This window comes from Streptomyces sp. NPDC045022 (genome assembly GCF_056432605.1).
The window spans coordinates 58,466-81,330 of sequence record NZ_JBWKIR010000016.1 but is presented as its reverse complement, the minus strand read 5'-3'; the positions used below and the strand labels follow the sequence as shown (position 1 = coordinate 81,330).

Here is a 22,865-nt window from a genome sequence, read left to right as displayed (position 1 = left end):
CGACGGTGCGCCGAGGCGCGATCCCGCTTCCACTCTTGCCGACAGCGTGATCAGATTTTCCACGTTTCCGCCTTGAGTGCATGATTCTCACATGCTGGACGACATCGATCGCGGCCTCATCCACGCCCTGCACATCGACGGCCGGGCGCCGTTCAGCACGATCGCCGAGGTCCTCGGCGTCTCGACGCAGACTGTCTCCCGCCGTTACCGGCGGCTGTGCGCCGAGGCGTCGCTGCGGGTAGTGGGCCTGGCCGACCCCCACCGGGCCGGGCGCACTCAGTGGCTGCTGCGGCTCACCGCCGGCCCGCGCGCCGCCCAGGACCTCGCGGCCGCGCTCGCTCGCCGCGCCGACACCTCCTGGGTCATGCTGGCCTCGGGCGGCACCGAGATCGTCGCGCTCGTGCACACGCCTACCGCCGACGGCCAGGCTGGGCACGCACTGCTGTTGCACGACATCCCCCGCACGTCCGGCATCACCGCCGTCTCCGCACACTGCGTGCTGCACACGTATCTCGGCGGACCCACCACCTGGCACGGACGCGCACAGAGCCTCAATGCCGAGCAGCGCCGCCGCCTCATGCCCGCCACCGCGCCCGCCCGTCCCGCACAGCAGGCCCTCACCCCGGCCGACGGCGACCTGCTCGCCGCCCTCCAGCGCGACGGCCGGGCCAGCCTCACCGACCTCGCTGCGGCCACCGGCTGGTCGGCCGCCACCATCGCGCGCCGGCTGGCCGATCTGCGGGCCGGCGGCGCACTCTTCTTCGACGTCGAGCTCGACAACACCCTGCTGGGCGTCACCACACAGGCAATGCTGTGGATGGCCGTCGCCCCCGCCCACCTTGACCACGTCGCCCGGATCCTGGCCGGGCACCACGAACTCGCGTACGTGGCCGCCGTCACGGGCCCCAGCAACCTGGTCGCCGAGGCCTTGTGCCCCAACCCGACAGCACTGCACCGCTATCTCATCGAGAAGGTGGGAGCCGTGGAAGCGATCCGCAGCCTGGAGACCGCCCCCGTCCTGCGCATGGTCAAGGCAATCGGCCCCCTCCCGCCCACGCCCCGGACCGGCGCGCCCCGCCGCGCCAAGACCCGCACTCCGCCGGCCAGATAGGCCACGAAGTCAGTTTGCGAGCCGCTGCGGCTTTATGACGTCGGCGGGGGCGACCCGAGTGACCACCGCGGTTCCGGTCCGCCGCGCGCTAGCGGTGATGAAGATGGCGTGGAGCTGGGGCCTCTAGCGACTCGTGCCGGTGTCGTCATCACGTGACGAAGGCAACCGGGATGAACCGGCACATACGAGGTTCGACAAATCCGCTGCTCACAGACGAGTTGGTCATCGCCTTTCCGTCGGCGCGCCGGGGTTGTCCGTCCCGCGGCCGCGACGTGCGGGCGCGGGGTTCCCGGCCCATGCTGGAAACGAGGGGGGCGAGACAACGGAGGATGTGGTGAGGATGCGGACCGTTGTCGACCTCACGCGCTGCCAGGGCTACGCGCAGTGCGTGTTCCTCGCGCCGGAGGTGTTCGAGCTGCATGGCGAGGAGGGCCTGCTGTACGCCACGGCCGTCCCCGACGACCAGGTGGAACGCGTACGGCAGGCCGCCGCGGCCTGCCCGGTCCAGGCCATCCTCCTCGGGGAAGAGGTGAGCGCTCGTGCCCGGTGACCTCAAGGACGGCCGTATCGTCATCGTCGGCGCGTCTCTGGCCGGGCTCAGGGCCGCGGAGGCGCTGCGCGAGGAGGGCTTCATCGGCTCACTGACCGTGGTCGGGGACGAGCCCCACCCGCCCTACGACCGGCCGCCGCTGTCCAAGCAAGTGCTGCTGGGTCAGGCGACGGCGGACACCACCGAGCTGCCGATGCGCCGCGACCCCGAGGCCGAGTGGCGGCTGGGCGTCCGCGCCACCGGTGTGGACCTGCTGGCGAAACGGGTGCTGCTGGAAGACGGCGAGTCGCTGCCGTACGACCGGCTGCTGATCGCCACCGGCACCCGGGCGCGGCCCTGGCCCAACCCTGAGGAATCCGCCCTGGACGGGGTGTTCACCCTGCGCACGCGCGAGGACGGGGAAGGGCTGGCCGAGCGACTGGCCGCCGGGCCGGAGCGGGTACTGGTGATCGGCGGCGGATTCACCGGCTCGGTTCGCCTATCCGCTGCCCGTCACGGTGATCTGCCGGCTGCTCGGCATACCGCGCGAGGACGAGCCGCTGTTCCGGGCCTGGTCCGACGCTCTGGTCGCGGCCGCCGACGTCAGGCCCGAAGCGGACACCACCGAGGCGGACAAGGCCGGCGACCAGGCGCGCATCGAAATGGGCGGGTACCTGGTGAACCTCGCCGAGCAGCGCCGTGGCCGACCGAGCGACGACATGCTTTCCGCCTTCGTCAACGAGCCGGACCCCGCGCTGCGGCTCACCCAGGAGGAACTCGCGGAAACCGCCGTGCTGCTCCTCATCGCGGGACACGAGACCACGGTCAACCTGATCGCCAACGGGGTCCTCACCCTGCTGCGCCGGCCCGAGCACCTGGACCAGCTGCGCCGCGACCCCGACCTGCTGCCCCGAGCGGTGGAGGAACTGCTGCGTTACGAGCCACCTGTCCACATGCGCGAACGCGTCCCGCGCGCCGACATCGAGGTCGCCGGCACCCGGATCCCCGAAGGCACGTCCCTCGTCATGGTGCTGGCCTCGGGCAACCGCGACCCCATGCGGTTCCGCGAGCCCGACCGGTTCGATCCCACCCGCCCGGACAACGAGCACCTCGGCTTCGGCAGCGGCATCCACCTCTGTTACGGCGCCCCCCTCGCCCGCATCGAAGCCCACGCCGCACTGGGCGCGCTGCTCCCCTACCTCGGCACGGCACGCCTGGTCCAGGACCCGCCGCCCTACCGGCAGAACGCCATGCTCCGCGGGCCGCGCCACCTGCCCCTCCAACTCTGAGGGCGGTGGTGGCAGACAGCAGGCATGAGAGACGATCCACTCCGGGCACCTTGCGCAGGCCGCGGGAACCAGTGCGCAGTCAGCGCCGGTCGGCCGGTGCGCGACAGGATCCTCTTCAGGCGGCAGCGGGAAGGGGCTGTCGGGCGAGGTCGCGGGCCTCACCTGGGGAGAGGCCGAGCATGTGCAGCAGCATCTCGGTCATGGTGCCTGCGGCCTCGTCGCCGTCGACTTCGGGCTTGTTGAACCCCAACTCCGGCAGCGCCAGCAGACTGCCGTTCAGCGCGGTCAGGGCGATGACCGGGTCGACCACGGTGAAGCGGCCCGAGGCCATGCCCTGCTCCACGTCGCGCTTCGCGCGCGGAGCCAGTCCATGGCCGGCACATATACGACCCAGCTCGTCATGTGGAGCGTGTGGCCGTCACGGTGGCGGACCGCCACGGTGCCGGACCAGCCACCATCGGCTTCCTTGCCCGCAGTTGACGTCGCGGCCTCACCGGCGCGGGGCGAACGTCGTCTCGATCACTTCCGGGGCGGGCCGGCGAACGCGACGGTCCAGCAGCGCCTGGTGCCGGTGGACAGTCGAAGGCCGGCCCCCGCCACACGCGGGGGGCGGCCTTCGTCGTCCTCAGTGCGCCGCGCGCACCGCCGAGACCAGTCCGCCGGTGCCCTCGTCCTGCTGCGCCGGGGTGAGCACCGGACGCCCGTAGGCCTCGGCGCGCTCACGCAGGGTGAAGGTCTCCGCCTCCCAGCCGAGGCCGCCCAGCCAGCCGACCGGGTCCTCCGGCATCTCCCAGACCCACATCGACGCTACCGATCCGGGAGCGGCGTCCCCGCGGAAGCGGTCGACCACACCGCGCGAGCCCAGTGTCAGGCCCATCCTGCTGCCTGCAGCGGACAGCGCGCCGACCCGTTCGAGCAGCGACTGCACCGCGTCCTCGGGCAGATAGATCAGCAGTCCCTCGGCGATCCACACCGTCGGCTGCGCCGGATCGTGCCCGGCCGCGGCCAGGGCGCCGGGCCAGTCCTCGCGCAGGTCGACCGGGACGGTGATCCGCTCGCAGCGCGGAACGGCCCGCTCCTGACGCAGCACCGACGCCTTGAAGTCCAGCGGTTCGGCCGTGTCGACCTCGAACAGCCGGGTCCCCGCAGGCCAGTCCATCCGGAAGGCCCTGCTGTCCATCCCGGCTCCGAGCAGCACGACCTGCCGGACGCCGGACGCGACCGCCCGGTCCAGCAGGTCGTCCAGGAACTTCGTCCGGATGACGATCGAGAAGGCCACACCCAGCCAGCGGCGCCGCGCCGCCTCGTCCGCGCGCGGAGGCGGCGGCGCCCCGGGGCCGATCCCGCCGGCCGTGGCGAAGGCCAGCGCCAGCGGGTCCCGGAACAGCGGCTGCTCGCGTGCCGTCTCCATCGCCCTCACCCGGGCCACGCCCACGGCTGTGGCCCACACCCCGGACGGCTCGACCCGTCCCGCCGCATCAGTCATGCGTTCAGCCTAGGCGCCGCCGGGGCGGGGGGGTGTTGACGTGTAGGTCTGGTCGGCCTCGATGTCAACAGGACTCTCAGGCCCGGGCGTACTCAAAGGCTCCGCTCGCGCCCCTGAAGGTCAGCTACCGCCAACCTTCGCTTCCCATCGGGCGTACTCCTCCCGCGCGATCCGCAGCCCCCTGCGTCCAGCCTGGACGGACGCGCGCGGTCTCCCCCTCCCAGCGTGCAACCATTCGCCATACCCGGATGTCTTATCCCATAACAGCATGGCGTGACCAAGGGGGACATCATGCGGACAACAAGACTCATCGCGACACTTCTCGTCCTGGCGGGTGCCGGGCTGGGCGGCGCGGCGACGGCGGCGGACGCCACTCCGGCCACCGCGCGGCCCACGGCCTGTCCGACCGGCTGGGGCAGCGGAGCGAAGGGCGGTACGGCCACCGGGGCGGTACCGCTGAAGGACATCAGGACCGGCCGGCACGACTGCTACGACCGGATGGTGTTCGACGTGCCCGGCGGTGGCCGCGCCATCGGCTACCACGTCGAGTACGTGGACCGGCTCCGGCAGAGCGCCACCGGGCGCACGATCCCGGTCGGCGGCGGGGCTGTGCTCGACGTCCATGTCGGCGCGCCGAGCTATGACCCGGCGACCGGCGCGGTCACGTACCCGGGGCGGGTGGGCCGCACCCTGCCGGGCGTGAACGTCCATGGGTACCGCACGTTCCGGGACACCCGGTTCGCCGGCAGCTTCGAGGGCGAGACGCAGGTGGGTCTCGGCGTACGGGCCCGGCTGCCGTTCCGGGTCCAGCAGGTGTCGGGCCATCTGGTGGTCGACGTGGCCCACAACTGGACGGGCGGCCGCTGAGCGAATCCGGCGGGCCCCGGCCCGCGTCACACCTGGGCGCGAGTGGCGCCGAAGTGCGTACACCAGGATTGACGCGCCGGTCGCTCGTCCGTAGTGCGAAGCCGACACCACGAACCAGGAAATGATCGAGGCGACACCCGCCTGCTGACCGGCGCCTCCGTCCACTCCGACAACGGCACCTAGGCGACCCCGTCGCTGTCCGGGGACATCCTGGGCGACTGGCGGGAGGAGGTGGTCTGGCCGACGAGCGACAACACGGCCCTGCGGATCTACTCGACGCCGTACGACACGAACACGAGGATCACCACCCTCCTCCACGACACCCAGTACCGCACCGCCCTGGCGTGGCAGAACACCGCCTGCAACCAGCCGCCGCACCCGAGCTTCTTCATCGGGGACGGGATGGCCGCGGCCCCGCGGCCGGCGGTGTACACACCGTGAACCACCCGGCGCCACCGCTCCGTTGAAAGGCCGGAGGCGGCCGCGTGCATCCGTCCCGCGGCCGCCTCCTCGTACGAGGGAAGAACACCTCGAGTCGTCAGTGATGCACGGCCTGCGGGGCGGACTGGTCGGTGTCGCCCTGCCGGAAACGCAGGTAGCGGTCGACCGAGCGCCGGAGCACCTCGTTGCCGTCGCCGGTGACCACCCGGTTCCACCACGCGCCGTAGATCCGGTCGAAGCGGTGGCGTTGCAGGAGGTCGGCGGCGGCGCGTACGGCATCCGGACGCTCGGGGATGTGGTTGGCGTAGCTGTACATCAGAGTGACCCAGCGAGGGTCCGGGCAGACGTTGACGACGTCGCCGGTGAACAGCGCGCCCTCTCCCGCGTTCCAGTGCAGTATCGCGCTGCCGGGGAAGTGGACGCCGGGGTTGATCAGTGTCAGCTCATCGGTGAGCCGGTGGGTCTGCCCGGTCCAGAACCGCAGCGCGGCATCGGGCCGGCCCACCCACCGGCGGTCCGCCTCGTGCAGGTACACGGGGGCGTCGAAGGCGTGCGCCCACTCGACCATGGTGGAGTAGAAGTGCGGGTGGCTGATGGCGATCAGGGAGATCCCACCCAGCTCCTCCACGGCACGGACCATCGCGTCGTCGAGGTAGGGCGCGCAGTCCCAGAGCACGTTCCCGGCCGCCGTGCGCAGCAGCAGGGCGCGCTGGCCTATGGCGAAGTCCGGCGTACAGCCGATGCCGAGCACGCCCGGCCCCTGCTCCTCGAACCGGCCCTCGTACCCGCCGCCGCGCAGTTCCGCCAGCGTGGTCCACTGCTGGCCGTCGCGCCCGACGTACTGACGCTCGTCCAGGCAGACGGGGCAGTCGGGTCGGGCGGCGCCGTACTGGGTGCCGCAGGTGCGGCAGATCGGCAGCATCGCCCCGCTCTCCGTCACGGGTGCCACATTCATGCCGGACTTCCTTTCGCCGGATCAACTGACCGGACACGACCGGCAGGAGCGGAGCGCCGGTGTGCGGATCTCTCGAATGACCTGATGATCCAACGGGGTTGTGGAGCGCACCGCAACCCCGTTATCGCTACCGACAGGTGCGGAGCCTCAGCCCGGACTCACGGTGCCGTGCTGCCCGCCCAGCTGGAACGACGTGGGTTCGGTGTTCGCCCCGGACCAGTCGTCCGTGAACCCGAAGCCCACGGACGAGCCCGCCGCCACCGTTCCGTTCCAGCTCACGTTCTGCACCGTCACCGTGGCCCCCGACCGGGGGTATCCGGCGTTCCGCATCTGTGTGACCTGCTGGCCGTCGGCGAAGGACCAGGTCAGTGACCAGCCGTTCCAGGCCGTCGAGCCGGTGATCTCATGAGAGGGGCGGTCCCCAGTGCGGGTGGGGACCGCCGAAAGAAGAGGTGCGGTGCGGCGCGCCCAAGGAGGGGCGCGGGACGGTGTCCGCGTGCGGCTGCCGCGAGGGCGCGATCAGCCGCACACGGTCCGTGGCCTTCCCCGCCGGCCTACTCCAGCAGCTCCGCGTACGAGCCCATGGCCAGGGCGATGTCCGCCTCGGCCCAGAACCGGTGGTAGGTGAAGACGGGCGCGGCACCGCCCTTGAGGTACGCCTCGATCTTCGACCAGGCCGGATCGTTCTTGTAGAAGGACCGCAGGGAGGAGAAGGTCGAGGAGGAGCTGATCGCGTCACCGTTCGGCATGGTGCCGGTCCATCCGTTCGGCACGTACACGCTGTCGCCGAACCGGCTGTAGTCGCTGCGGGTCTCGGAGACGGCGACGCCCAGGCTGTCCTGGTAGTTGTTCCACATGCCGTCCAGCAGCGCCTTCGCCGTGGCCTTCGCCGTCGCGTCACCGGACTTGGCGGCGTAGTACGTGAGCGTCTTGGCGTAGGCGGCCGCCACGCCGACGTCGTTGGTGTAGTCGGCGACGGTGACGTGCAGCCCGGTGTTGGCCCCGGGACTCGAGGCGTTCCAGGTGTCGGGCTGCCCCGACCACTGGAGGGTGGAGGGGATCCGGTAGGTGCCGTCCGGGTTGACCGTGGTCCTGGACAGCGCCCACTTCACCCACTTGTCGAGCACCGCCTTCGCCTTGGCGTCACCGGTCTGCTGGTAGTACTCGGCGACCCGCTCCATGGACCACGCCTGGAACCCGAACCACTGGTTGGAGGGCGGGTCGTGGTAGACGGGCTGCGAGTCGTAGTACATGCCGTAGAAGGTCGGCGTACCGGACGGCGGGGTGGCGTAGCGGCCCTGCCAGCTGTTGGTCGCGCCGCCCGCGATGGCGCCCTCGGACGACTGCAGCCACTGGTAGAACTCCAGCTGCCGCTGCAGCGACTTGCCCCAGTCGGCCGATCCTGTGGCCGACTTGGGCTTCAGCTCGGCGTTGGAGCTGAGCGCGTACGCCGCGAGGGGGTTCTGGTAACCACCGTGGACATGGCTGGAGCCGATGCGCCAGGCCCAGCCCGCGCTGGTGTCGTTGGCGCCGCCCCAGGCGTAGTACCAGGAGAGCAGGTAGTGCGAGGCGTCCTTGCCGGTGCCGGCCGGGCAGGTGGACGGTCCGGCACAGTTGCCGATCTTCTTGAAGTACTTGTCGTACATCGCGTACCGCAGGTAGTCGCCCATCTTCGCCGCCTTGGCGACCGTCGCGGTCACGTCACCGCCCTTGCCCTGGGCCTTCGCCCACACGTCCGCCCAGTACGCGGCCTGCACCGCGCGCGCGTCCGCGTCCGGGGCGTCCGTGTACTTCCACTGCTTGGCGTAGGAGGAGTCGCCGGTGAACAGGTCCAGGTAGCCGTTCTTGCCGCCGTACTCGAAGGCGTCGCAGGTCGGCTGCGGAACGGTCTCCCAGACCGACTCCTGCGCACCGCGCTGGAAGGTGTTGATGTACGACGGTCCGGTGGCCGCCGGTCCCGCCTCGCACTTGCCGGGTTCGTTGCCGTAGCCGTAGACGTTGTCGACGTCCTGGATCCAGTGCATGCCGTAGACGTCGTCCGTGCCGTAGGCCGACTTCAGCTCACCGGCGATCGGGTCCGAACCGACCGGGACCGAGGTGTCCAGCTTCGCCGGATACTCGTTCGGCGTGTCCAGCTCGGGCGCGTACGTCGCCGGCTTCGAGGCGTTGTAGAAGGAGTTGGTCGGCTGGTCGGCGTGGGTGGGGATCATGTACTTCTCCATGAGGTCCCACGCGCCGTTGAACTTCGACCAGTCACCGGTGACCTTGCCGTACGTCGCCTGCAGCCACAGCAGATAGCTGTAGGCCTCCGACGTCGTCTCATGGCCCTGGTCCGGGGCCTCGACGATCAGCGTCTCCACCGAGTGGTACGGGATGCCCTCGGGGGAGAAGTAGCCGTTCGCCGGGTTGGTGATCTTCCCGTACAGATCCAGGAAGCGGGCGTCGTACGCCTTCGACGCGGCCAGCTCCGTCACCGTGACCGTCGCCTTGGTGTGACCGGTCGCCGAGGCGGTGAAGGTGGCGCTGCCGGTACCGGAGGAGTCTGCCGTCACGGTCACCGACTGCGCGGTGTTCCAGTTGGCGGGCGTGAAGGTCAGCGACGAGCCGCCGGCGACCGACAGGCCCGTGTTTCCGTCCGTGCGGGCCACGCCCACCGTCACGTTCGCGCTCGGCTGCGTCGACAGCTTCACGGCGAAGGTGCCCGACTTGCCCTGCCGCACCCCGAGTTGGCTCGGCGAGGCGACCACGGCCGGACCGGAGGCGACCGTGATCCCCACCGGGGTGGACTCCGCCGACGCGCCCAGGCTGTCGTATGCCTTCGCCACCAACGAATGACTGCCCACGGTCAAGGTTGAGGCCGAGAGCGCGTAGGGGGCGCTCGTGTCCGTCCCGAGCAGCGTGGTGTCGTCGTAGAACTCCACCTTGCCGATCGTCGCGCCGTCGGCCGCCGCCGCGGTCGCCGCGAGCGGGACCGCGTCCCCTTGCGTGTAGACCGCGCCCGCGCTCGGGTCGGTCAGCACGGTGACCGGCGGCTGGTGCGCGCCGGCGCAGGTCGTGCCGTTGAGCGCGAAGGAGCTGGGCGCGGTGTTGGTGCCGCTGTAGCCGAACTGGGCGCCGGTGGAGACGGCGGCCCCCGCGGCGACGGTGCCGTTGTACGAGGCGTTCTTCACGGTGACCGCCTGGCCGGACTGGGACCAGGTGCCGTTCCAGCCGTTGCTCAGCTTCTGGTTGCCCGCGTAGGCGTACGTGAGCGTCCAGCCGTCGATCGCGGCCGTCCCGCGGTTGGTGATCGTGAGGTCGGCGGTGAAGCCGGAGCCCCAGTCGTTGGTCTTGTAGTCGACGCTGCACTGAACGGTCGCCGCGTGCGCGGTGGTCGTGCCGGCGGCGAGCATCGTCAGGGGCAGGGCGAGCGCGGCCAGCGTGGCGGTCCACCACCGCCCCGCGGCTCTGCGTCTGCGTCCGGGATCCATGTGCTGGTTCCTCCTTGCGGAGAGCGGCTCGGGAGAAGTCAAGGCTTGAACCAGTGGGAGCGCTCCCATAGTGGGGATGAGCCCGTGAGCGGTCAAGGTGCTTGAAGAGTCGAAAAGATTCGACGGATCCGGCGACGAAAAGTCGAGCAACTCCCCTGGGCAATCGCGCCACTTACCGCTACCTTCCATCGCACCAGTGGGAGCGGTTCCATTCAGTCGACGCGCCTGTCACGGCGCGCCAAGCTGCAAGGAGTCGCTCATGCGACACCCCCCGCGTTCCGTACTTCTAGCCGCCGCCGGTGCGGCCGCGCTCCTCGGCAGCGTGGTCGTCCCGGGGGTCACGGCCCAGGGAGCCACGCCCGCCTGCACGGTGGAGTACGCCGTCACCAGTCAGTGGGACAGCGGCTTCCAGGGCTCCGTGAGGATCACGAACAACCACGCCGCGCTGAGCAGTTGGAAGCTCACCTTCGACTTCGCGGGCGGCCAGAAGGTCACTCAGGGCTGGAACGCCAAGTGGTCCCAGTCCGGTACCACCGTGACCGCGGCCAACGAGAGCTACAACGGCTCCCTGGGCACCGGTGCGAGCGTCAGCGCCGGGTTCCTCGCCTCCTGGTCGGCGAACCACGCCGTACCGGTGGCGTTCAAGCTCAACGGCACGACCTGTAATGCGGACCCGGACCCGGCGACACCCCCGCCGACCGATCCTTCACCGACCGATCCACCGCCGTCCGGCGACGGCACGGCACCCGCCCTGCACGTCTCCGGTACCAGGCTCGTGGACGCCGGCGGCGCGACCCGCCGGCTGCTCGGAGTGAACCGCTCCGGGGGCGAGTTCATGTGCGTGCAGGGCTACGGCATCTGGGACGGACCCGTGGACGACGCGGCGGTCAAGGCGATCGCCGACTGGAAGGCCAACGCCGTCCGCATACCGCTCAACGAGGAGTGCTGGCTGGGACTTTCCAACATCAAGCCCGAGTACGGCGGCACCGAGTACATCAACGCCGTCAAGGACCTGGTGGCCCGGGTCGAGGCACACGGCATGACGCCGATACTCGAGATGCACTGGTCGTACGGCCAGTACACGGGCAACTCGGCCGGCTGCTCCGACGTGCACGCCACCTGCCAGAAGCCGATGCCCGACATGCGGTACGGCCCCTCGTTCTGGGCTTCGGTGGCGGGCACCTTCAAGGACGACCGGGCGGCCGTGTTCGACCTGTTCAACGAGCCCTACCCGGACCGGGCGACCTCCAGCACGACCGACGCCTGGAAGTGCTGGCGGGACGGTGGGACCTGCCCCGGCTTCTCGTACGAGGTCGCCGGTATGCAGGACCTCGTCGACAGCATCCGAGGCGCGGGCGCCAGGAACGTCATCATGGCGGCGGGCTCGCCTACTCCAACGACCTCAGCCAGTGGCTGACATACAGGCCCACCGACCCGGCCGGCAGTCTCGCCGCCGCCTACCACGTCTACAACTTCAACACCTGTGCGAGCGAGAGCTGCTGGAACTCCACCCTCGCCCCGGTCGCGGCCCAGGTGCCGCTGGTCGCCGGCGAGGTCGGTGAGAACACCTGCTCGCACGGGTTCGTCGACCAGGTCATGAAGTGGTTCGACGACCGGAACCTGTCCTACCTCGGCTGGACCTGGAACACCTGGGACTGCTCCTCCGGACCGTCCCTGATCTCCGCCTACGACGGGACACCCACCGCGTACGGCATCGGGCTGCGCGACCACCTGCGCGCCCTCAACCCGTGACCCTCCGCACCCGAAGAAGAAGGAAACCCGCACTCATGAGTCGTACCAGAACAACGCTGCTGGTGGCCCTGGGGCTCCTCGCCGGAGCCTCCGGAACGGCCTTCGCCGCCCTGCCGTCCGGCCCCGGCGCCACCCTCGCCGCCGTGCCCTGCACCGTCGACTACAAGGTGCAGAGCCAGTGGGACACCGGCTTCACCGCTGCCGTGACCCTCACCAACAACGCTGCGGCCAGGTCGAGTTGGTCGCTGAAGTGGTCGTACACCGGCACTCAGAAGGTCACCAACGGCTGGAACGCGAAGATCAGCCAGAGCGGTACCGCTGTCACCGCCGCCAACGAGAGCTACAACGGCACTCTGGCCACCGGGAGTTCGGTCAGCTTCGGCTTCAACGGTTCCTACAGCGGCGGCAACGCCGTCCCCGCCACGTTCACGCTCGACGGCGTCACCTGCAACGTCGACGACGGCGGCAGCGGAGGCGGCACGGGCGGCGGCACCGGCGGCGGCACTGGTGGGGACACCGGTGGCGGCACGGGCGGCGGAGGCGGCGGCGGGGACACCGGCAGCCGCGCCGACAACCCCTACACGGGCGCCAAGGTCTATGTGAACCCGGAGTGGTCCGCCAAGGCCGCCGCGGAACCGGGCGGCAGCCGCGTCGCCAACCAGCCCACCGCGGTCTGGCTCGACCGGATCGCCACCGTCAACGGGGTCAGCGGCAGCATGGGCCTGCGCGCCCACCTGGACGAGGCCCTGAAGCAGAAGGGCTCCGGCGACCTCGTCGTCCAGCTGGTCATCTACGACCTCCCCGGCCGCGACTGCGCCGCCCTCGCCTCCAACGGTGAACTCGGCCCGAACGACATCGACAAGTACAAGACCCAGTACATCGACCCGATCGCGTCCATCCTGGCCGACGCCAAGTACGCGGGCCTGCGGATCGCCACCGTCATCGAACCCGACTCGCTGCCCAACCTCATCACCAACGCCGGCGGCACCGCCGGCAGCACCGACGCCTGCGCCACCATGAAGTCCAACGGCAACTACGAGAAGGGCGTCAGCTACGCCCTGGACAAGCTGGGCGCCATCCCGAACGTCTACAACTACATCGACGCCGGTCACCACGGCTGGCTGGGCTGGGACACCAACCTCGGCCCCGCCGTGCAGGAGTTCTACAAGGTCGCCACCACCAACGGCGCGAGTGTGAACGACGTGACGGGCTTCATCGTCAACACCGCCAACTACAGCGCCACCAAGGAGCCGTACTTCAAGGTCACCGACAGCGTGAACGGGCAGACCGTGCGCCAGTCGGAGTGGGTGGACTGGAACCAGTACGTGGACGAGCAGTCCTTCGCGCAGGCAATGCGGGACAAGCTCGTCGCGACCGGCTTCAACTCCGGACTCGGCATGCTGATCGACACCTCCCGCAACGGCTGGGGCGGCGCCGCCCGGCCCACCAAGTCCGGCCCGCTGACCTCGGTCGACGACTACGTCGACGGCAGCCGCACCGACCGGCGCATCCACGCCGGCAACTGGTGCAACCAGAGCGGCGCCGGCCTCGGCGAACGGCCGACCGCGGCTCCGGCGGCCGGGATCGACGCCTACGTGTGGGTGAAGCCCCCGGGGGAGTCGGACGGAGCCAGCTCCGCCATCGACAACGACGAGGGCAAGGGCTTTGACCGGATGTGCGACCCCACCTACGGCGGCAACGGCCGCAACGGCAACAACCCCACGGGCGCGCTGCCGAACTCGCCACTGGCCGGGCACTGGTTCTCCGCCCAGTTCCAGCAGCTGATGCAGAACGCCAACCCGCCGCTGTCCTGACCCACTGACGCGGTGAACGCCCGCCGGGGTCAGTCCTCGCCCACAGAGCCGAAGGACAGGCCCCGGCGGATCGCGAGTCCGACCGCCGAGTACGAGCCGTCCGGGCGGTCCAGCTCGTACGACACCGCCGGGTACAGGGACCGGCTGCGCCATGAAGCGGGGCCGTGCGCCGTGGTGCGGCTGGGCCGCGTGCACCAGGAACGGGTGGCAGAGGGACACGGGCGGCGGATGGCGGTCGCCGAGTAGTCGCCGGCGGTGACCGCGACCGCTACCTCAACACCCGCTATGGCAAGAACACGTGGGCCGAGCTCGGCGTCTACCAGTTCACCGGCACTCCACGGGTGGAGCTGACCAACACGACCAATGACGGCACCGCCGATGACGACGTGGCCTTCACCGCGGCCGCCTTCCAGAAGCTACTGGGCAAGCCGAAGCACATGGTGGTCACCATGGGCGACTCCTACAGCTCCGGCGAAGGCGCGGGCAGCTACTCGCCCGAGTCCGACAGAGACCACGGCAAGCGGACCTGGAACGCGTGCCGGCGCAGCGCTGACTCGTGGGGCCGCAAGCTGCTCCTGCCCGGTTACACCACACCTCTCGGCAGTCTCTCGGACAGCCACACGACCTCGGTCGACTTCCAGAACGTCACCTGCTCCGGCGCAACAACGTCGCAGCTCACGACGGGAGACCCCAACTCATGGGGATGGATGGGGAACTATCACGAGAAGACGCAGATCGACTCCGGTGTCCTCAGCTCGGACACGACACTGGTCATGCTGACCATCGGCGGAAGCAAAGGCGGTAACTTCACCAACGCCGTCAAGAACTGGTACGTGATCGGCGTATGCGACAGGAACGACTACACGGGAAAGATCGACCAAGCCGTCGCCGACACCGGAACCGTGATCGACGAGATCGCCAATGCGGCACCGAACGCGCAGATCGTTCTCATGGGCTACCCCCACATCGTCGGCGAAAGTCAGTGCTGTGCGGGCGACTTCGATACTCTGAACTACCTGGCTGACTACATGCGCGACAAGCAGAAGGCCAAGGTCGACGAGCTGAAGAGGAGCGGCACCAAGGTGGCGTTCGCCGATCCCGTCCCCGCGTTCAAGGAGCATGGGCTGTGTGACAGCGACGAATGGATCAACGGAGTGGTGGCAGGTCCCAATGGGGACGGTGACTTCCACGACGGAGACCCCGCCAACCAGGCTCCCTACATCCCCAAGCCGGGGCAGAACATCTGCCTCAGCCTCGAAGCGTTCCACCCGAAGAATGCGGGAACGGCAGGCTACGCACAGGTCATGGGCCAGGCTCTGGCCGACATCGGATACAAGGGCAGCTAGTGCAGTCCCTTCACGGGCGTGGTCGGGTGGTCATGGCACGGCTGGAGCGTGCCATGACCACCGGCTGTCTGACCGCCCTGATCGTGCTGATCGTCGTGCTCAGCACCGTACTCGGCGCGTTGTGGTACTGGTCATGGCACACCGACAAGGTCAATGCCGAGCACCGGCAGCAGGCTCTGCTGGCGCTCGACGACCAGCTCCGCCGAACGAAGAACGAGACCATACGTGCCCTCGGCGACGAAGGCTCGGCTGATCCGGACGCTCTCACAGCTGTTATCCACCAGCACACCGGCGCTCCCGTGATCTCCTACGATGCGTCCCGTCACGCATTCAGGGCCCGCGTGGTCAAACGGGTCGAGTACGAGTCCAGGACACTCTTCGGCATCAGCCAGGGCGTGATCGACAGATGCCTCGAATACACCTACGCCCCGGCGAAAGGCCACGGTTGGACGTCGACGATGTCCGTCTTCAAGTACGACACCTGCGGCCCGTCTGTCTCGATCGGCAGCGGCGCCCGGATAGCCGGCCAGCGTGTCGCTGCTTTGGAAGCGTCGGAGCTGAACCGTGCCGGAGTGCGGAGGGCTCTCGCGCCCTACCGGCGGTTCCTCACGGTCAGCGCCGTCACGAGGACCGGTAGCACGGTGAGGGTGTCGGTCGTGGTGTCGGAAGAGACCATCCGGCAGTGTTACCGGATCACGCGTGACGGTTCGCAGGTCTTCTCCGTGCCCGTACAGACCTGCCAGGGCTAAGAGGTCGTTGAGCGGGTGAGTTGGCGGCCGCCGCGAACGGTCCCTGCGCCATGCCGGCCACCCGCACGACCGGGTCCTTCCAGGTGGCCGGGTCGTCGGGATCGTAGCCCGTCTCCTGCCACAGCAGCCGCGCGCCGTCCGTGGTGACGCGGAGCGGGACCGCGCCCTCGAGCTTCACGAAGCCGTCGGCGAGGAAGCGTTCCACCAGGTCGCCGGGCCGCCGGGTCGTCGGGGCGACGCCCGTTCTCGGGTCAGCGTCGGTCATCGGGTCATCGTCGCCGATCGGCGGGCCCTCCGGCGTCCGGTTTTCCGCGTTCCGGCTTGCCGATCGCCCGGTTCTCGCGGCCCCGTTTTTGCCGTACCGGCAACAGGGCTGGCCCGGACCCGGTGTGCCGTCGCACGCTGGCGGCAACCGGACGAGAGGCTGACCGCCATGGCGCACGACCATCACCACCACAAGCACGGACCCGACACCACCGACATCGACTGGAGCGAGTGGGGCTCCCTGCTGGAGTCCCAGGCGGAGCTGTTCACCCCCGTCTACGAACGGGTCATGGCATGGCTCGGGAAGGAGGTGACCGAGCCGGGGCTGATCGTCGACGCGGGCAGCGGACCCGGAGTCGTCTCGTGTCTGTTCGCCGAGGCGTTCCCCGGGGCCCGGATCGTCGCCGTCGACGGCGCGGAGCCGCTGCTGGAGCAGGCCCGCGCCCGCGCGGCACGGCAGGGCGTGGCCGACCGGTTCGACACGCTCACCGGCGAACTGCCGGGCGTCCTGGACGAGCTGGAGTATCCGGCCGACCTGCTGTGGGCCAGCCGCAGCCTGCACCACCTCGGCGACCAGCGATCCGCGCTCGCCGCGTTCGCGGAGCGAGTGGCCCCCGGCGGCACCCTGGCCCTCCTCGAAGGCGGTCTGCCCTCCCGCTTCCTGCCCCGGGACATCGGCATCGGCCGCCCCGGACTCCAGGCACGGCTGGACGCGCTGGAGGCCGAGTGGTTCGCCCGGATGCGGGCCGACCTGCCCGGCTCCGTCGCCGAGACCGAGGACTGGGCCGCCCTGCTGACCGCCGCCGGCCTGAAGCACACGCGCACCCGCAGCTTCCTGCTCGACCTGCCCGCCCCCGTGACCGACCGGGCCCGCGCCTACGTCGCCGCGTCCCTGTCCCGGCTGCGCGACGGCCTCGGCGACAGACTCGACCCGGAGGACCGGGCCACCCTCGACCGCCTCCTCGACCCGTCCGACCCGGCGAGCGTGCACCGCCGCCCGGACGTGTTCGTCCTGGGCGCCTCCACGGTGCACACGGCGGTACGCCCGGTCTAGCCCGCAGGGGTCGGTACGTCCGGAAACCGACGGGCGCGATGCCACGCGGCGATACGCCGCCCGCCCCAGTGGCGGGCGGCACGGACACTCGGCGTCACCGGCGCGGAAGGCACCGGCCGGGGCGCCGGTGACGCCGATACGACGCCCGGCGTCATCGCCGCGCAAGACGCAGGCCGGCCGGCCACCGCCGACCGGACCGGGCCCGGTGTCTCGCTGCCCGGCTCGTGGGCGCAGGGCACCCGCCACAACCTCCCGTCGGCTTACGGCGCCCGCCGAACTCTTCCCGTCGGTGCGCTGCAGAGGGGAGGAAGCGGTGCCACTCCGCCTCGGTCAGGCCCGTCCCGGCCCGGGCATACACCGTGGCCGCGGCCGACCGCGGCGTCAACGGGCTCGCCCTGCCGTACCGGACCACCTGCGACCGCTCTTGACTTCGAGCGCCCTCCAAGTGATGGACTCTCCCGGTTCGTACCCAACGCGGGCAATCACAGGGGGACTTCATGAACGACTCTCCGGTCGCGCTCATCACCGGCGGCGGCAGTGGAATCGGCGCGGCCGTGGCCCGGCAACTGCTGGAGGCGGGACACCGCGTCACCGTCACCGGACGCTCGGAACAGCGGCTGCGGGACTTCGCCGAGGGGCTCGGCGATCCCGCGGAACTGCGGACGGTCGCCGGTGACGCGTCGGCGTTCGGCGACATACAGGACGCCGTCGACCGCACCCTCGAGGCATACGGCCGACTGGACACGGTCGTCGCCAACGCCGGCTTCGCCACCCACGACTCCGTCGCCGACGGTGACCCGGCCGGCTGGACCGAGATGGTCCTCACCAATGTGCTCGGTCCGGCCCTCCTCGTCCGCGCCTCCGTGGCGGCCCTGAAGGAGACCCGGGGCCGGATCGTCCTCGTCGGCAGCGTCGCCGGGTTCGTGAACACGCCCGGCAACATCTACGGTGCGACCAAGTGGGCGGTCACAGGGCTCGCCGAGAACACCCGGCGCCAGGTCACGGAGTTCGGGATCGGGGTGACGCTGGTCGCGCCGGGCCGGGTGGAGACCCCGTTCTGGGACGGCTACGGCAGTCTGCCGCCGGGCCACCTGCTGACCGCCGACCAGATCGCCGACTCGATCATCTGGGCGATCCGCCGGCCGGCGGGTGTCGACGTCAACACCGTGGTCGTACGCCCACTGGGCCAGCCGAACTGACGGACGTCCGACGGCAGTTGTCGCGAAGCGCTGCGTGAAGTCCCTCAGTTGTTCTGGAGGAACTGCTTGGCCAGCCGGTCCCCGAGTGTCACCGCCGCGCTGTGGCTCTCGATGGGGGAGACCGTGGAGTTCTTGAACAGGATGTACGTCACGCCCGAGTCGGCGCCGCCGTTGGCCGGGTCGGGGTCGATGCCGAGTGCCTGGGCGGTGGCGTACGACGCCTCACCGATGATCTTGGTGGGGCCGGTGTCGCCGACGACGGCGTACTCCACCTTGTTGTTGTAGATGACGGCGACCACACCGCCGCCCTTGATGTCGGCGCCGGCGTAGTTCCAGATGGTGCTGGAACTGGGGACCACGACATAGGGCAGGGACTCGGCCTTCAGCGGCTTGCCGTCGGACTGGTGGAAGGCGGTGTCGTCCTGGTACCACGGGTCGCGGTTCTCGTTGCAGTTGGTGGTGCGCTGGCCGTCGCAGTCGATGTCCATGTCGGCCTTCCAGAACACCGCGCCGTTCTTGCCGCACACGGGGATCGTGGCCGAGGTCTCGTCGTCGGTCTTGTACTTGCCGTTGGATATCTGCGAACAGGACGTCACCTTGGCGAGCAGGTCGGCCGCGCTGACCGTGCCCTCCTGGGCGGACGCGGGGGCCGCCTTCGGTGCCGAGGTCGAGGTCGAGGTCGAGGTCGAGGACGCGTTCGCGGGGAGGATTCCGGCGGCGAGCAGGGCGGCCCCGGAGGCCGCGGCGAGGGTCAGTGTTCGAAGACGCACTGTGGGGGACCCTTCTGTTAGGAAAGTTTCCTTACCGAGTGTGGCACAAGGTGACCCCGGCTGCATGTCGCCGTCGACCCTTGAGTTGCCAAGTGGCGAAAACCCGTGCGTATTGCGGGGGTTTGCGACACGGGCAAGACTGAGGAGGGGGGATATGCCGGAAGTGTCCGGCCCAGTCCGTGGCCACCGCACGGCCCGTGGCCACCGCACCGGGAGGCAAGGCGTCATGTTCGTACGCGCGGTGTACGCGACCGGTGATCCGGCCGAACTCGACACGGCGATCCGCGCCCTGAACTCCGAGGGCCGCGACCTGCTCGAAGAACGGCCCGGATACCGGGGAGCAGACGTCTTCGTCGACCGCGACCTGGGCAAACTGCTGACGGTCAGCTGGTGGGAGTCCGAGGACGCCCGGCGCAACAGCGACGAGGTGATGCGCGAGCGGCGGCCCGCGTTGCTGGAGCCCTTCGCCGGAACCATCGCGGTCGAGAACTACGAGGTCGCGGTCTGCCACACGCTCCCGCACCCCACCGCCGGCGGCGGCCTGCGCGTCACCCGGGTGGAATTCGATCCGGCGGACACGGACCTGGTCGCCGACACGTTCCACGCGAGCGTGCTGCCCCGCCTGGAGACCCTGCCCGGCCTGGCCAGGGCCACCCTGTTCCTGGACCGGGGGCACGGACGCGGGATGGTCGGCACGCTCTTCACCGACCCCCGCTCCCTCACGGTGTCCCGCGCCGGCCAGGCGGCGGCCCGGCACGAGGGCGCGGCCAAGGCGCATGTGACGGTGGTGGGCCTGGAGGAGTTCGAGGTCGTGCACGCGGACGTGCGGGCCGGCTGAACGGCGACACGGCCGTGCGCCCCGCCGGCGCGGCAGGGCGCACGGTGCTGCCCGGCGGGCGTCAGCCCATGTCGAAGGTGGCCGGGTCGGGGCCCAGCCGCCGGTCCTCGTTGAGCGCGCTGATCGCCGCGAGGTCCTCGTCGTCCAGGCTGAAGTCGAAGACCTCGATGTTCTCCTTGATCCGGGACGGCGTCACGGACTTCGGGATGACCACGTTGCCGAGCTGGACGTGCCAGCGCAGCACGACCTGGGCCGGAGTACGGCCGTGCTTCTGCGCGATCGCGACGATCGCCGGCACCTCCAGCAGCCCCTTGCCCTGGCCGAGCGGCGACCAGGCCTCCGTGGCGATGCCCTGCTCGGCGTGGAACTCGCGGGCGGCGTGCTGCTGCAGATGCGGGTGCAGCTCGATCTGGTTGACCGCCGGGACGACCGAGGTCTGAGAGGTCAGCCGCCGCAGGTGCTCGGGAAGGAAGTTGGACACGCCGACGGCACGGACACGGCCGTCGGCGAGCAGCTTCTCGAACGCCTTGTAGGTGTCGATGTAGGTGTCCCGGGACGGCAGCGGCCAGTGGATCAGGTACAGGTCGAGGTAGTCCAGACCCAGCTTCTCCAGCGACGCGTCGAAGGCGCGCAGCGTGGAGTCGTACCCCTGGTCGCTGTTCCAGAGCTTGGTGGTGACGAAGATGTCCTCGCGGGGCAGGCCGGAGGCGGCGATGGCCTTGCCGGTGCCCTCTTCGTTGCCGTAGATCGCCGCTGTGTCGATGCTGCGGTACCCGGCCTCCAGTGCCGTGGCGACGGCCCGCTCGGCCTCGTCGTCCGGCACCTGCCATACGCCGAAGCCCAGCTGGGGCATCTCGACGCCGTTGTTGAGGATGATCGGGGGGACCTTGCTGCTCACGAGCTTATTGATCCTTCGGTTGTCGACAGGTGGTGCTCCCATCGTCAACGATCACACACCGCGATGCATTCCTGACCGCGATATCGGCCCGACAAGCATGTGAACACGGTCCGCGGCTGCCCCCGGAACCTCAGGTCCGGTAGAGGGCGTCGACCTCGTTCGCGTACGCCTTCTCGATCGCCTTCCGCTTCAGCTTCAGCGACGGTGTCAGCAGACCGTGTTCCTCGGTGAACGGCTGGGCCAGTATGCGGAAGGTACGGATGGACTCGGCCTGCGAGACCAGGGTGTTGGCGGCGACCACGGCACGCCGCACCTCCGTCTCCAGATCCGCGTCGTGCACCAGCTGGGCGGCGGGCATCCCCGAAGGCTTCCCGCGCATCTGCAGCCAGTGCTCGACGGCGTCCTGGTCGAGGGTGACCAGGGCGGCGATGTAGGGGCGGTCGTTGCCGACCACGATGCACTGGTTGACCAGCGGGTGCTCGCGGACCCGCTCCTCCAGCACCCCCGGCGAGACGCTCTTGCCGCCGGAGGTCACCAGGATCTCCTTCTTGCGGCCGGTGATCGTCAGATAGCCGTCCTCGTCCAGGGAGCCGAGGTCGCCGGTGGCCAGCCAGCCGTCGTGCAGGGTCTCGTCGGTGGCCTTCTGGTTGTTGAGATAGCCCTGGAAGACGTTGCCGCCGCGCAGCCAGATCTCCCCGTCGTCCGCGATGTGCACGGTCACCCCCGGGATGGCCTGGCCGACCGTGCCGTAACGGGTGCGCTCGGGCGGGTTGGCGGTGGCCGCGGCCGTCGACTCGGTCAGGCCGTAGCCCTCGTAGATCTGCACGCCCGCGCCCGCGAAGAACAGCCCGAGCCGGCGGTCCATCGCGGAACCACCGGACATCGCGTTCCGGATACGGCCGCCCATCGCCGCCCGCACCTTGGAGTAGACGAGCTTGTCGAAGAGCTGATGCTGCATGCGCAGCCCCGCCGACGGGCCGGGACCGATGCCCCATGCCTTCGCCTCCACGGCCTCCGCGTACTTCACCGCGAGGTCGACCGCCTTCTCGAACGGCCCGGATCTGCCCTCCTTCTCCGCCTTCCGGCGGGCCGCGTTGAACACCTTCTCGAAGATGTACGGCACCGCGAGGATGAACGTCGGCCGGAACGCGGCCAGATCGGGCAGCAGGGCGGCGGCGTGCAACTGCGGCTGGTGCCCGAAGCGGACCCGGCCGCGGATCGCGGCGACCTCCACCATCCGCCCGAAGACGTGCGCCAGTGGCAGGAACAGCAGCGTGGACGCCTCGCTGTCCTTCCTCGTGTGGAACACCGGTTCCCACCGCTGGATCATCGTGTCCGCCTCGAACATGAAGTTCGCGTGGGACAGCACACAGCCCTTGGGGCGGCCGGTGGTGCCGGAGGTGTAGATGATCGTGGCGACCGAGTCCGGGGTGACCGCCTGCCGGTGCCGGTGCACCACCTCGTCGTCCAGATGGGCCCCGGCGTCGTACAGCTCCTGCACACAGCCCGCGTCCAGCTGCCACAGCTGACGCAGCTGCGGCAGCCGGTCGATGACGGTGGCGATGGTCATGGCGTGGTCCTCGTGCTCCACGATCGCCGCCGACACCTCGGCGTCATAGAGCATCCAGAAGCACTGCTCGGCCGAGGACGTGGGGTAGACGGGGACCACCTGGGCACCGATGCTCCACAGGGCGAAGTCGAACAGGGTCCACTCGTAGCGGGTGCGGGACATGAGGGCGACCCGGTCGCCGAACCGGATGCCGCGGGCGAGGAGGCCCTTGGCCAGGGCGAGGACCTCGTCACGGAACTCGGCGGAGGTCACGTCGTGCCACTGCCCGGAGGCGTCCTTGCGGCCGAGGGCGACATGCAGCGGGTCCGTGAGGGCATGCTCGAAGACGACGTCGGCCAGACCGCCCACCGGCGGCACCGACGCCAACGGCGGGTTGGTGAACTCGCGCAAACCTCGCTCCCCGATCACTCGCTGCTTGGTCACGCCCGTGATGCTCGGCACAGCGCGGTGAAAGCTACCCCAC

At 70.0% G+C, this 22,865-nt stretch carries 17 protein-coding genes and 6 pseudogenes; 13 read left to right on the top strand and 10 right to left on the bottom strand.

The window, feature by feature from the left end; translation table 11 throughout:
- Positions 1-91: 91 nt before the first annotated feature.
- The 4 genes and pseudogenes from AC07C1_RS26400 to AC07C1_RS26385 form a co-directional block, all read left to right on the top strand.
- Entirely contained in the window at positions 92-1,111 is a 1,020-nt protein-coding gene (locus tag AC07C1_RS26400) for an Lrp/AsnC family transcriptional regulator (RefSeq protein ID WP_478942821.1), read from the top strand.
- A 340-nt stretch (positions 1,112-1,451) separates the two neighbouring features.
- Positions 1,452-1,661 carry a ferredoxin gene (locus tag AC07C1_RS26395; protein WP_478942819.1) on the top strand — a complete coding sequence of 70 codons (210 nt, stop codon included), beginning with the start codon at positions 1,452-1,454 and terminating at the stop codon, positions 1,659-1,661.
- Positions 1,651-2,211, top strand: a pseudogene (locus AC07C1_RS26390) (FAD-dependent oxidoreductase); the annotation flags it as partial. The gene AC07C1_RS26395 and the pseudogene AC07C1_RS26390, both read left to right, overlap by 11 nt.
- A pseudogene (locus tag AC07C1_RS26385) lies at positions 2,135-2,929 on the top strand (cytochrome P450); the annotation flags it as partial. The pseudogenes AC07C1_RS26390 and AC07C1_RS26385, both read left to right, overlap by 77 nt.
- Before the next feature lie 115 nt (positions 2,930-3,044).
- Here AC07C1_RS26385 and AC07C1_RS26380 read toward each other — a convergent pair.
- Positions 3,045-3,296 carry a hypothetical protein gene (locus tag AC07C1_RS26380; protein ID WP_478942967.1) on the bottom strand — a complete coding sequence of 84 codons (252 nt, stop codon included), beginning with the start codon at positions 3,294-3,296 and terminating at the stop codon, positions 3,045-3,047.
- A gap of 258 nt (positions 3,297-3,554) precedes the next feature.
- A complete protein-coding gene (locus AC07C1_RS26375) occupies positions 3,555-4,415 on the bottom strand; it encodes a class I SAM-dependent methyltransferase (RefSeq protein ID WP_478942817.1) in 861 nt (286 codons plus the stop codon).
- Between the two features lie 291 nt (positions 4,416-4,706).
- Here AC07C1_RS26375 and AC07C1_RS26370 point away from each other — a divergent pair, with 291 nt between their 5' ends.
- Both AC07C1_RS26370 and AC07C1_RS26365 read left to right on the top strand, forming a co-directional pair.
- Positions 4,707-5,282, top strand: coding sequence for an AMIN-like domain-containing (lipo)protein (locus AC07C1_RS26370; RefSeq protein ID WP_478942815.1), 576 nt, complete (start codon positions 4,707-4,709; stop codon positions 5,280-5,282).
- Between the two features lie 129 nt (positions 5,283-5,411).
- Positions 5,412-5,723: pseudogene (locus AC07C1_RS26365) on the top strand (rhamnogalacturonan lyase family protein); the annotation flags it as partial.
- 97 nt (positions 5,724-5,820) lie between these two features.
- On the opposite strand, the gene AC07C1_RS26360 reads toward AC07C1_RS26365, so the two are convergent.
- The 3 genes from AC07C1_RS26360 to AC07C1_RS26350 all read right to left on the bottom strand — a co-directional run bounded on the left by AC07C1_RS26360 (position 5,821) and on the right by AC07C1_RS26350 (position 10,148).
- Positions 5,821-6,678, bottom strand: a complete 858-nt coding sequence (locus AC07C1_RS26360; RefSeq protein ID WP_478942813.1) for an MBL fold metallo-hydrolase — start codon at positions 6,676-6,678, stop codon at positions 5,821-5,823.
- A 147-nt stretch (positions 6,679-6,825) separates the two neighbouring features.
- On the bottom strand, positions 6,826-7,047 hold the full coding sequence (locus AC07C1_RS26355; RefSeq protein ID WP_478942965.1) for a cellulose binding domain-containing protein: 222 nt from the start codon (positions 7,045-7,047) through the stop codon (positions 6,826-6,828).
- 185 nt (positions 7,048-7,232) lie between these two features.
- Positions 7,233-10,148, bottom strand: coding sequence for a glycoside hydrolase family 48 protein (locus AC07C1_RS26350; RefSeq protein WP_478942811.1), 2,916 nt, complete (start codon positions 10,146-10,148; stop codon positions 7,233-7,235).
- Between the two features lie 259 nt (positions 10,149-10,407).
- Here AC07C1_RS26350 and AC07C1_RS26345 point away from each other — a divergent pair.
- Both AC07C1_RS26345 and AC07C1_RS26340 read left to right on the top strand, forming a co-directional pair.
- Positions 10,408-11,900 (top strand): annotated as a pseudogene (locus tag AC07C1_RS26345) (cellulose binding domain-containing protein).
- A gap of 35 nt (positions 11,901-11,935) precedes the next feature.
- Positions 11,936-13,714 carry a glycoside hydrolase family 6 protein gene (locus AC07C1_RS26340; protein WP_478942810.1) on the top strand — a complete coding sequence of 593 codons (1,779 nt, stop codon included), beginning with the start codon at positions 11,936-11,938 and terminating at the stop codon, positions 13,712-13,714.
- Positions 13,715-13,743: 29 nt separating this feature from the next.
- Here AC07C1_RS26340 and AC07C1_RS26335 read toward each other — a convergent pair.
- Positions 13,744-13,936 (bottom strand): annotated as a pseudogene (locus AC07C1_RS26335) (phytanoyl-CoA dioxygenase); the annotation flags it as partial.
- A 119-nt stretch (positions 13,937-14,055) separates the two neighbouring features.
- Between AC07C1_RS26335 and AC07C1_RS26330 the strand changes: the two are divergent.
- Positions 14,056-15,060 (top strand): SGNH/GDSL hydrolase family protein, encoded by a 1,005-nt coding sequence (locus tag AC07C1_RS26330; protein ID WP_478942809.1) that lies wholly within the window; start codon positions 14,056-14,058, stop codon positions 15,058-15,060.
- 83 nt (positions 15,061-15,143) lie between these two features.
- Positions 15,144-15,809: a hypothetical protein gene (locus AC07C1_RS26325; protein ID WP_478942807.1), complete on the top strand. Its 666-nt coding sequence runs from the start codon at positions 15,144-15,146 to the stop codon at positions 15,807-15,809.
- Positions 15,810-15,819: 10 nt separating this feature from the next.
- On the opposite strand, the pseudogene AC07C1_RS26320 reads toward AC07C1_RS26325, so the two are convergent.
- Positions 15,820-16,074, bottom strand: a pseudogene (locus AC07C1_RS26320) (hypothetical protein); the annotation flags it as partial.
- A 168-nt stretch (positions 16,075-16,242) separates the two neighbouring features.
- Here AC07C1_RS26320 and AC07C1_RS26315 point away from each other — a divergent pair.
- Together AC07C1_RS26315 and AC07C1_RS26310 are read left to right on the top strand one after the other, a co-directional pair.
- On the top strand, positions 16,243-17,127 hold the full coding sequence (locus tag AC07C1_RS26315; protein WP_478942805.1) for a class I SAM-dependent methyltransferase: 885 nt from the start codon (positions 16,243-16,245) through the stop codon (positions 17,125-17,127).
- Between the two features lie 497 nt (positions 17,128-17,624).
- Positions 17,625-18,326 (top strand): SDR family oxidoreductase, encoded by a 702-nt coding sequence (locus tag AC07C1_RS26310; RefSeq protein WP_478942804.1) that lies wholly within the window; start codon positions 17,625-17,627, stop codon positions 18,324-18,326.
- Positions 18,327-18,370: 44 nt separating this feature from the next.
- On the opposite strand, the gene AC07C1_RS26305 is transcribed toward AC07C1_RS26310, so the two are convergent.
- Positions 18,371-19,096: a glycoside hydrolase family 75 protein gene (locus AC07C1_RS26305; RefSeq protein ID WP_478942802.1), complete on the bottom strand. Its 726-nt coding sequence runs from the start codon at positions 19,094-19,096 to the stop codon at positions 18,371-18,373.
- 226 nt (positions 19,097-19,322) lie between these two features.
- On the opposite strand from AC07C1_RS26305, the gene AC07C1_RS26300 reads away from it, so the two are divergent.
- The gene (locus tag AC07C1_RS26300) at positions 19,323-19,934 is read left to right on the top strand and encodes an antibiotic biosynthesis monooxygenase family protein (RefSeq protein ID WP_478942800.1); all 612 of its coding nucleotides are present in this window, start codon (positions 19,323-19,325) and stop codon (positions 19,932-19,934) included.
- Between the two features lie 61 nt (positions 19,935-19,995).
- On the opposite strand, the gene AC07C1_RS26295 is transcribed toward AC07C1_RS26300, so the two are convergent.
- Entirely contained in the window at positions 19,996-20,832 is an 837-nt protein-coding gene (locus AC07C1_RS26295; protein ID WP_478942798.1) for an aldo/keto reductase, read from the bottom strand.
- A 130-nt stretch (positions 20,833-20,962) separates the two neighbouring features.
- Positions 20,963-22,792, bottom strand: a complete 1,830-nt coding sequence (locus tag AC07C1_RS26290; RefSeq protein ID WP_478942964.1) for an AMP-dependent synthetase/ligase — start codon at positions 22,790-22,792, stop codon at positions 20,963-20,965.
- Positions 22,793-22,865: the final 73 nt, after the last annotated feature.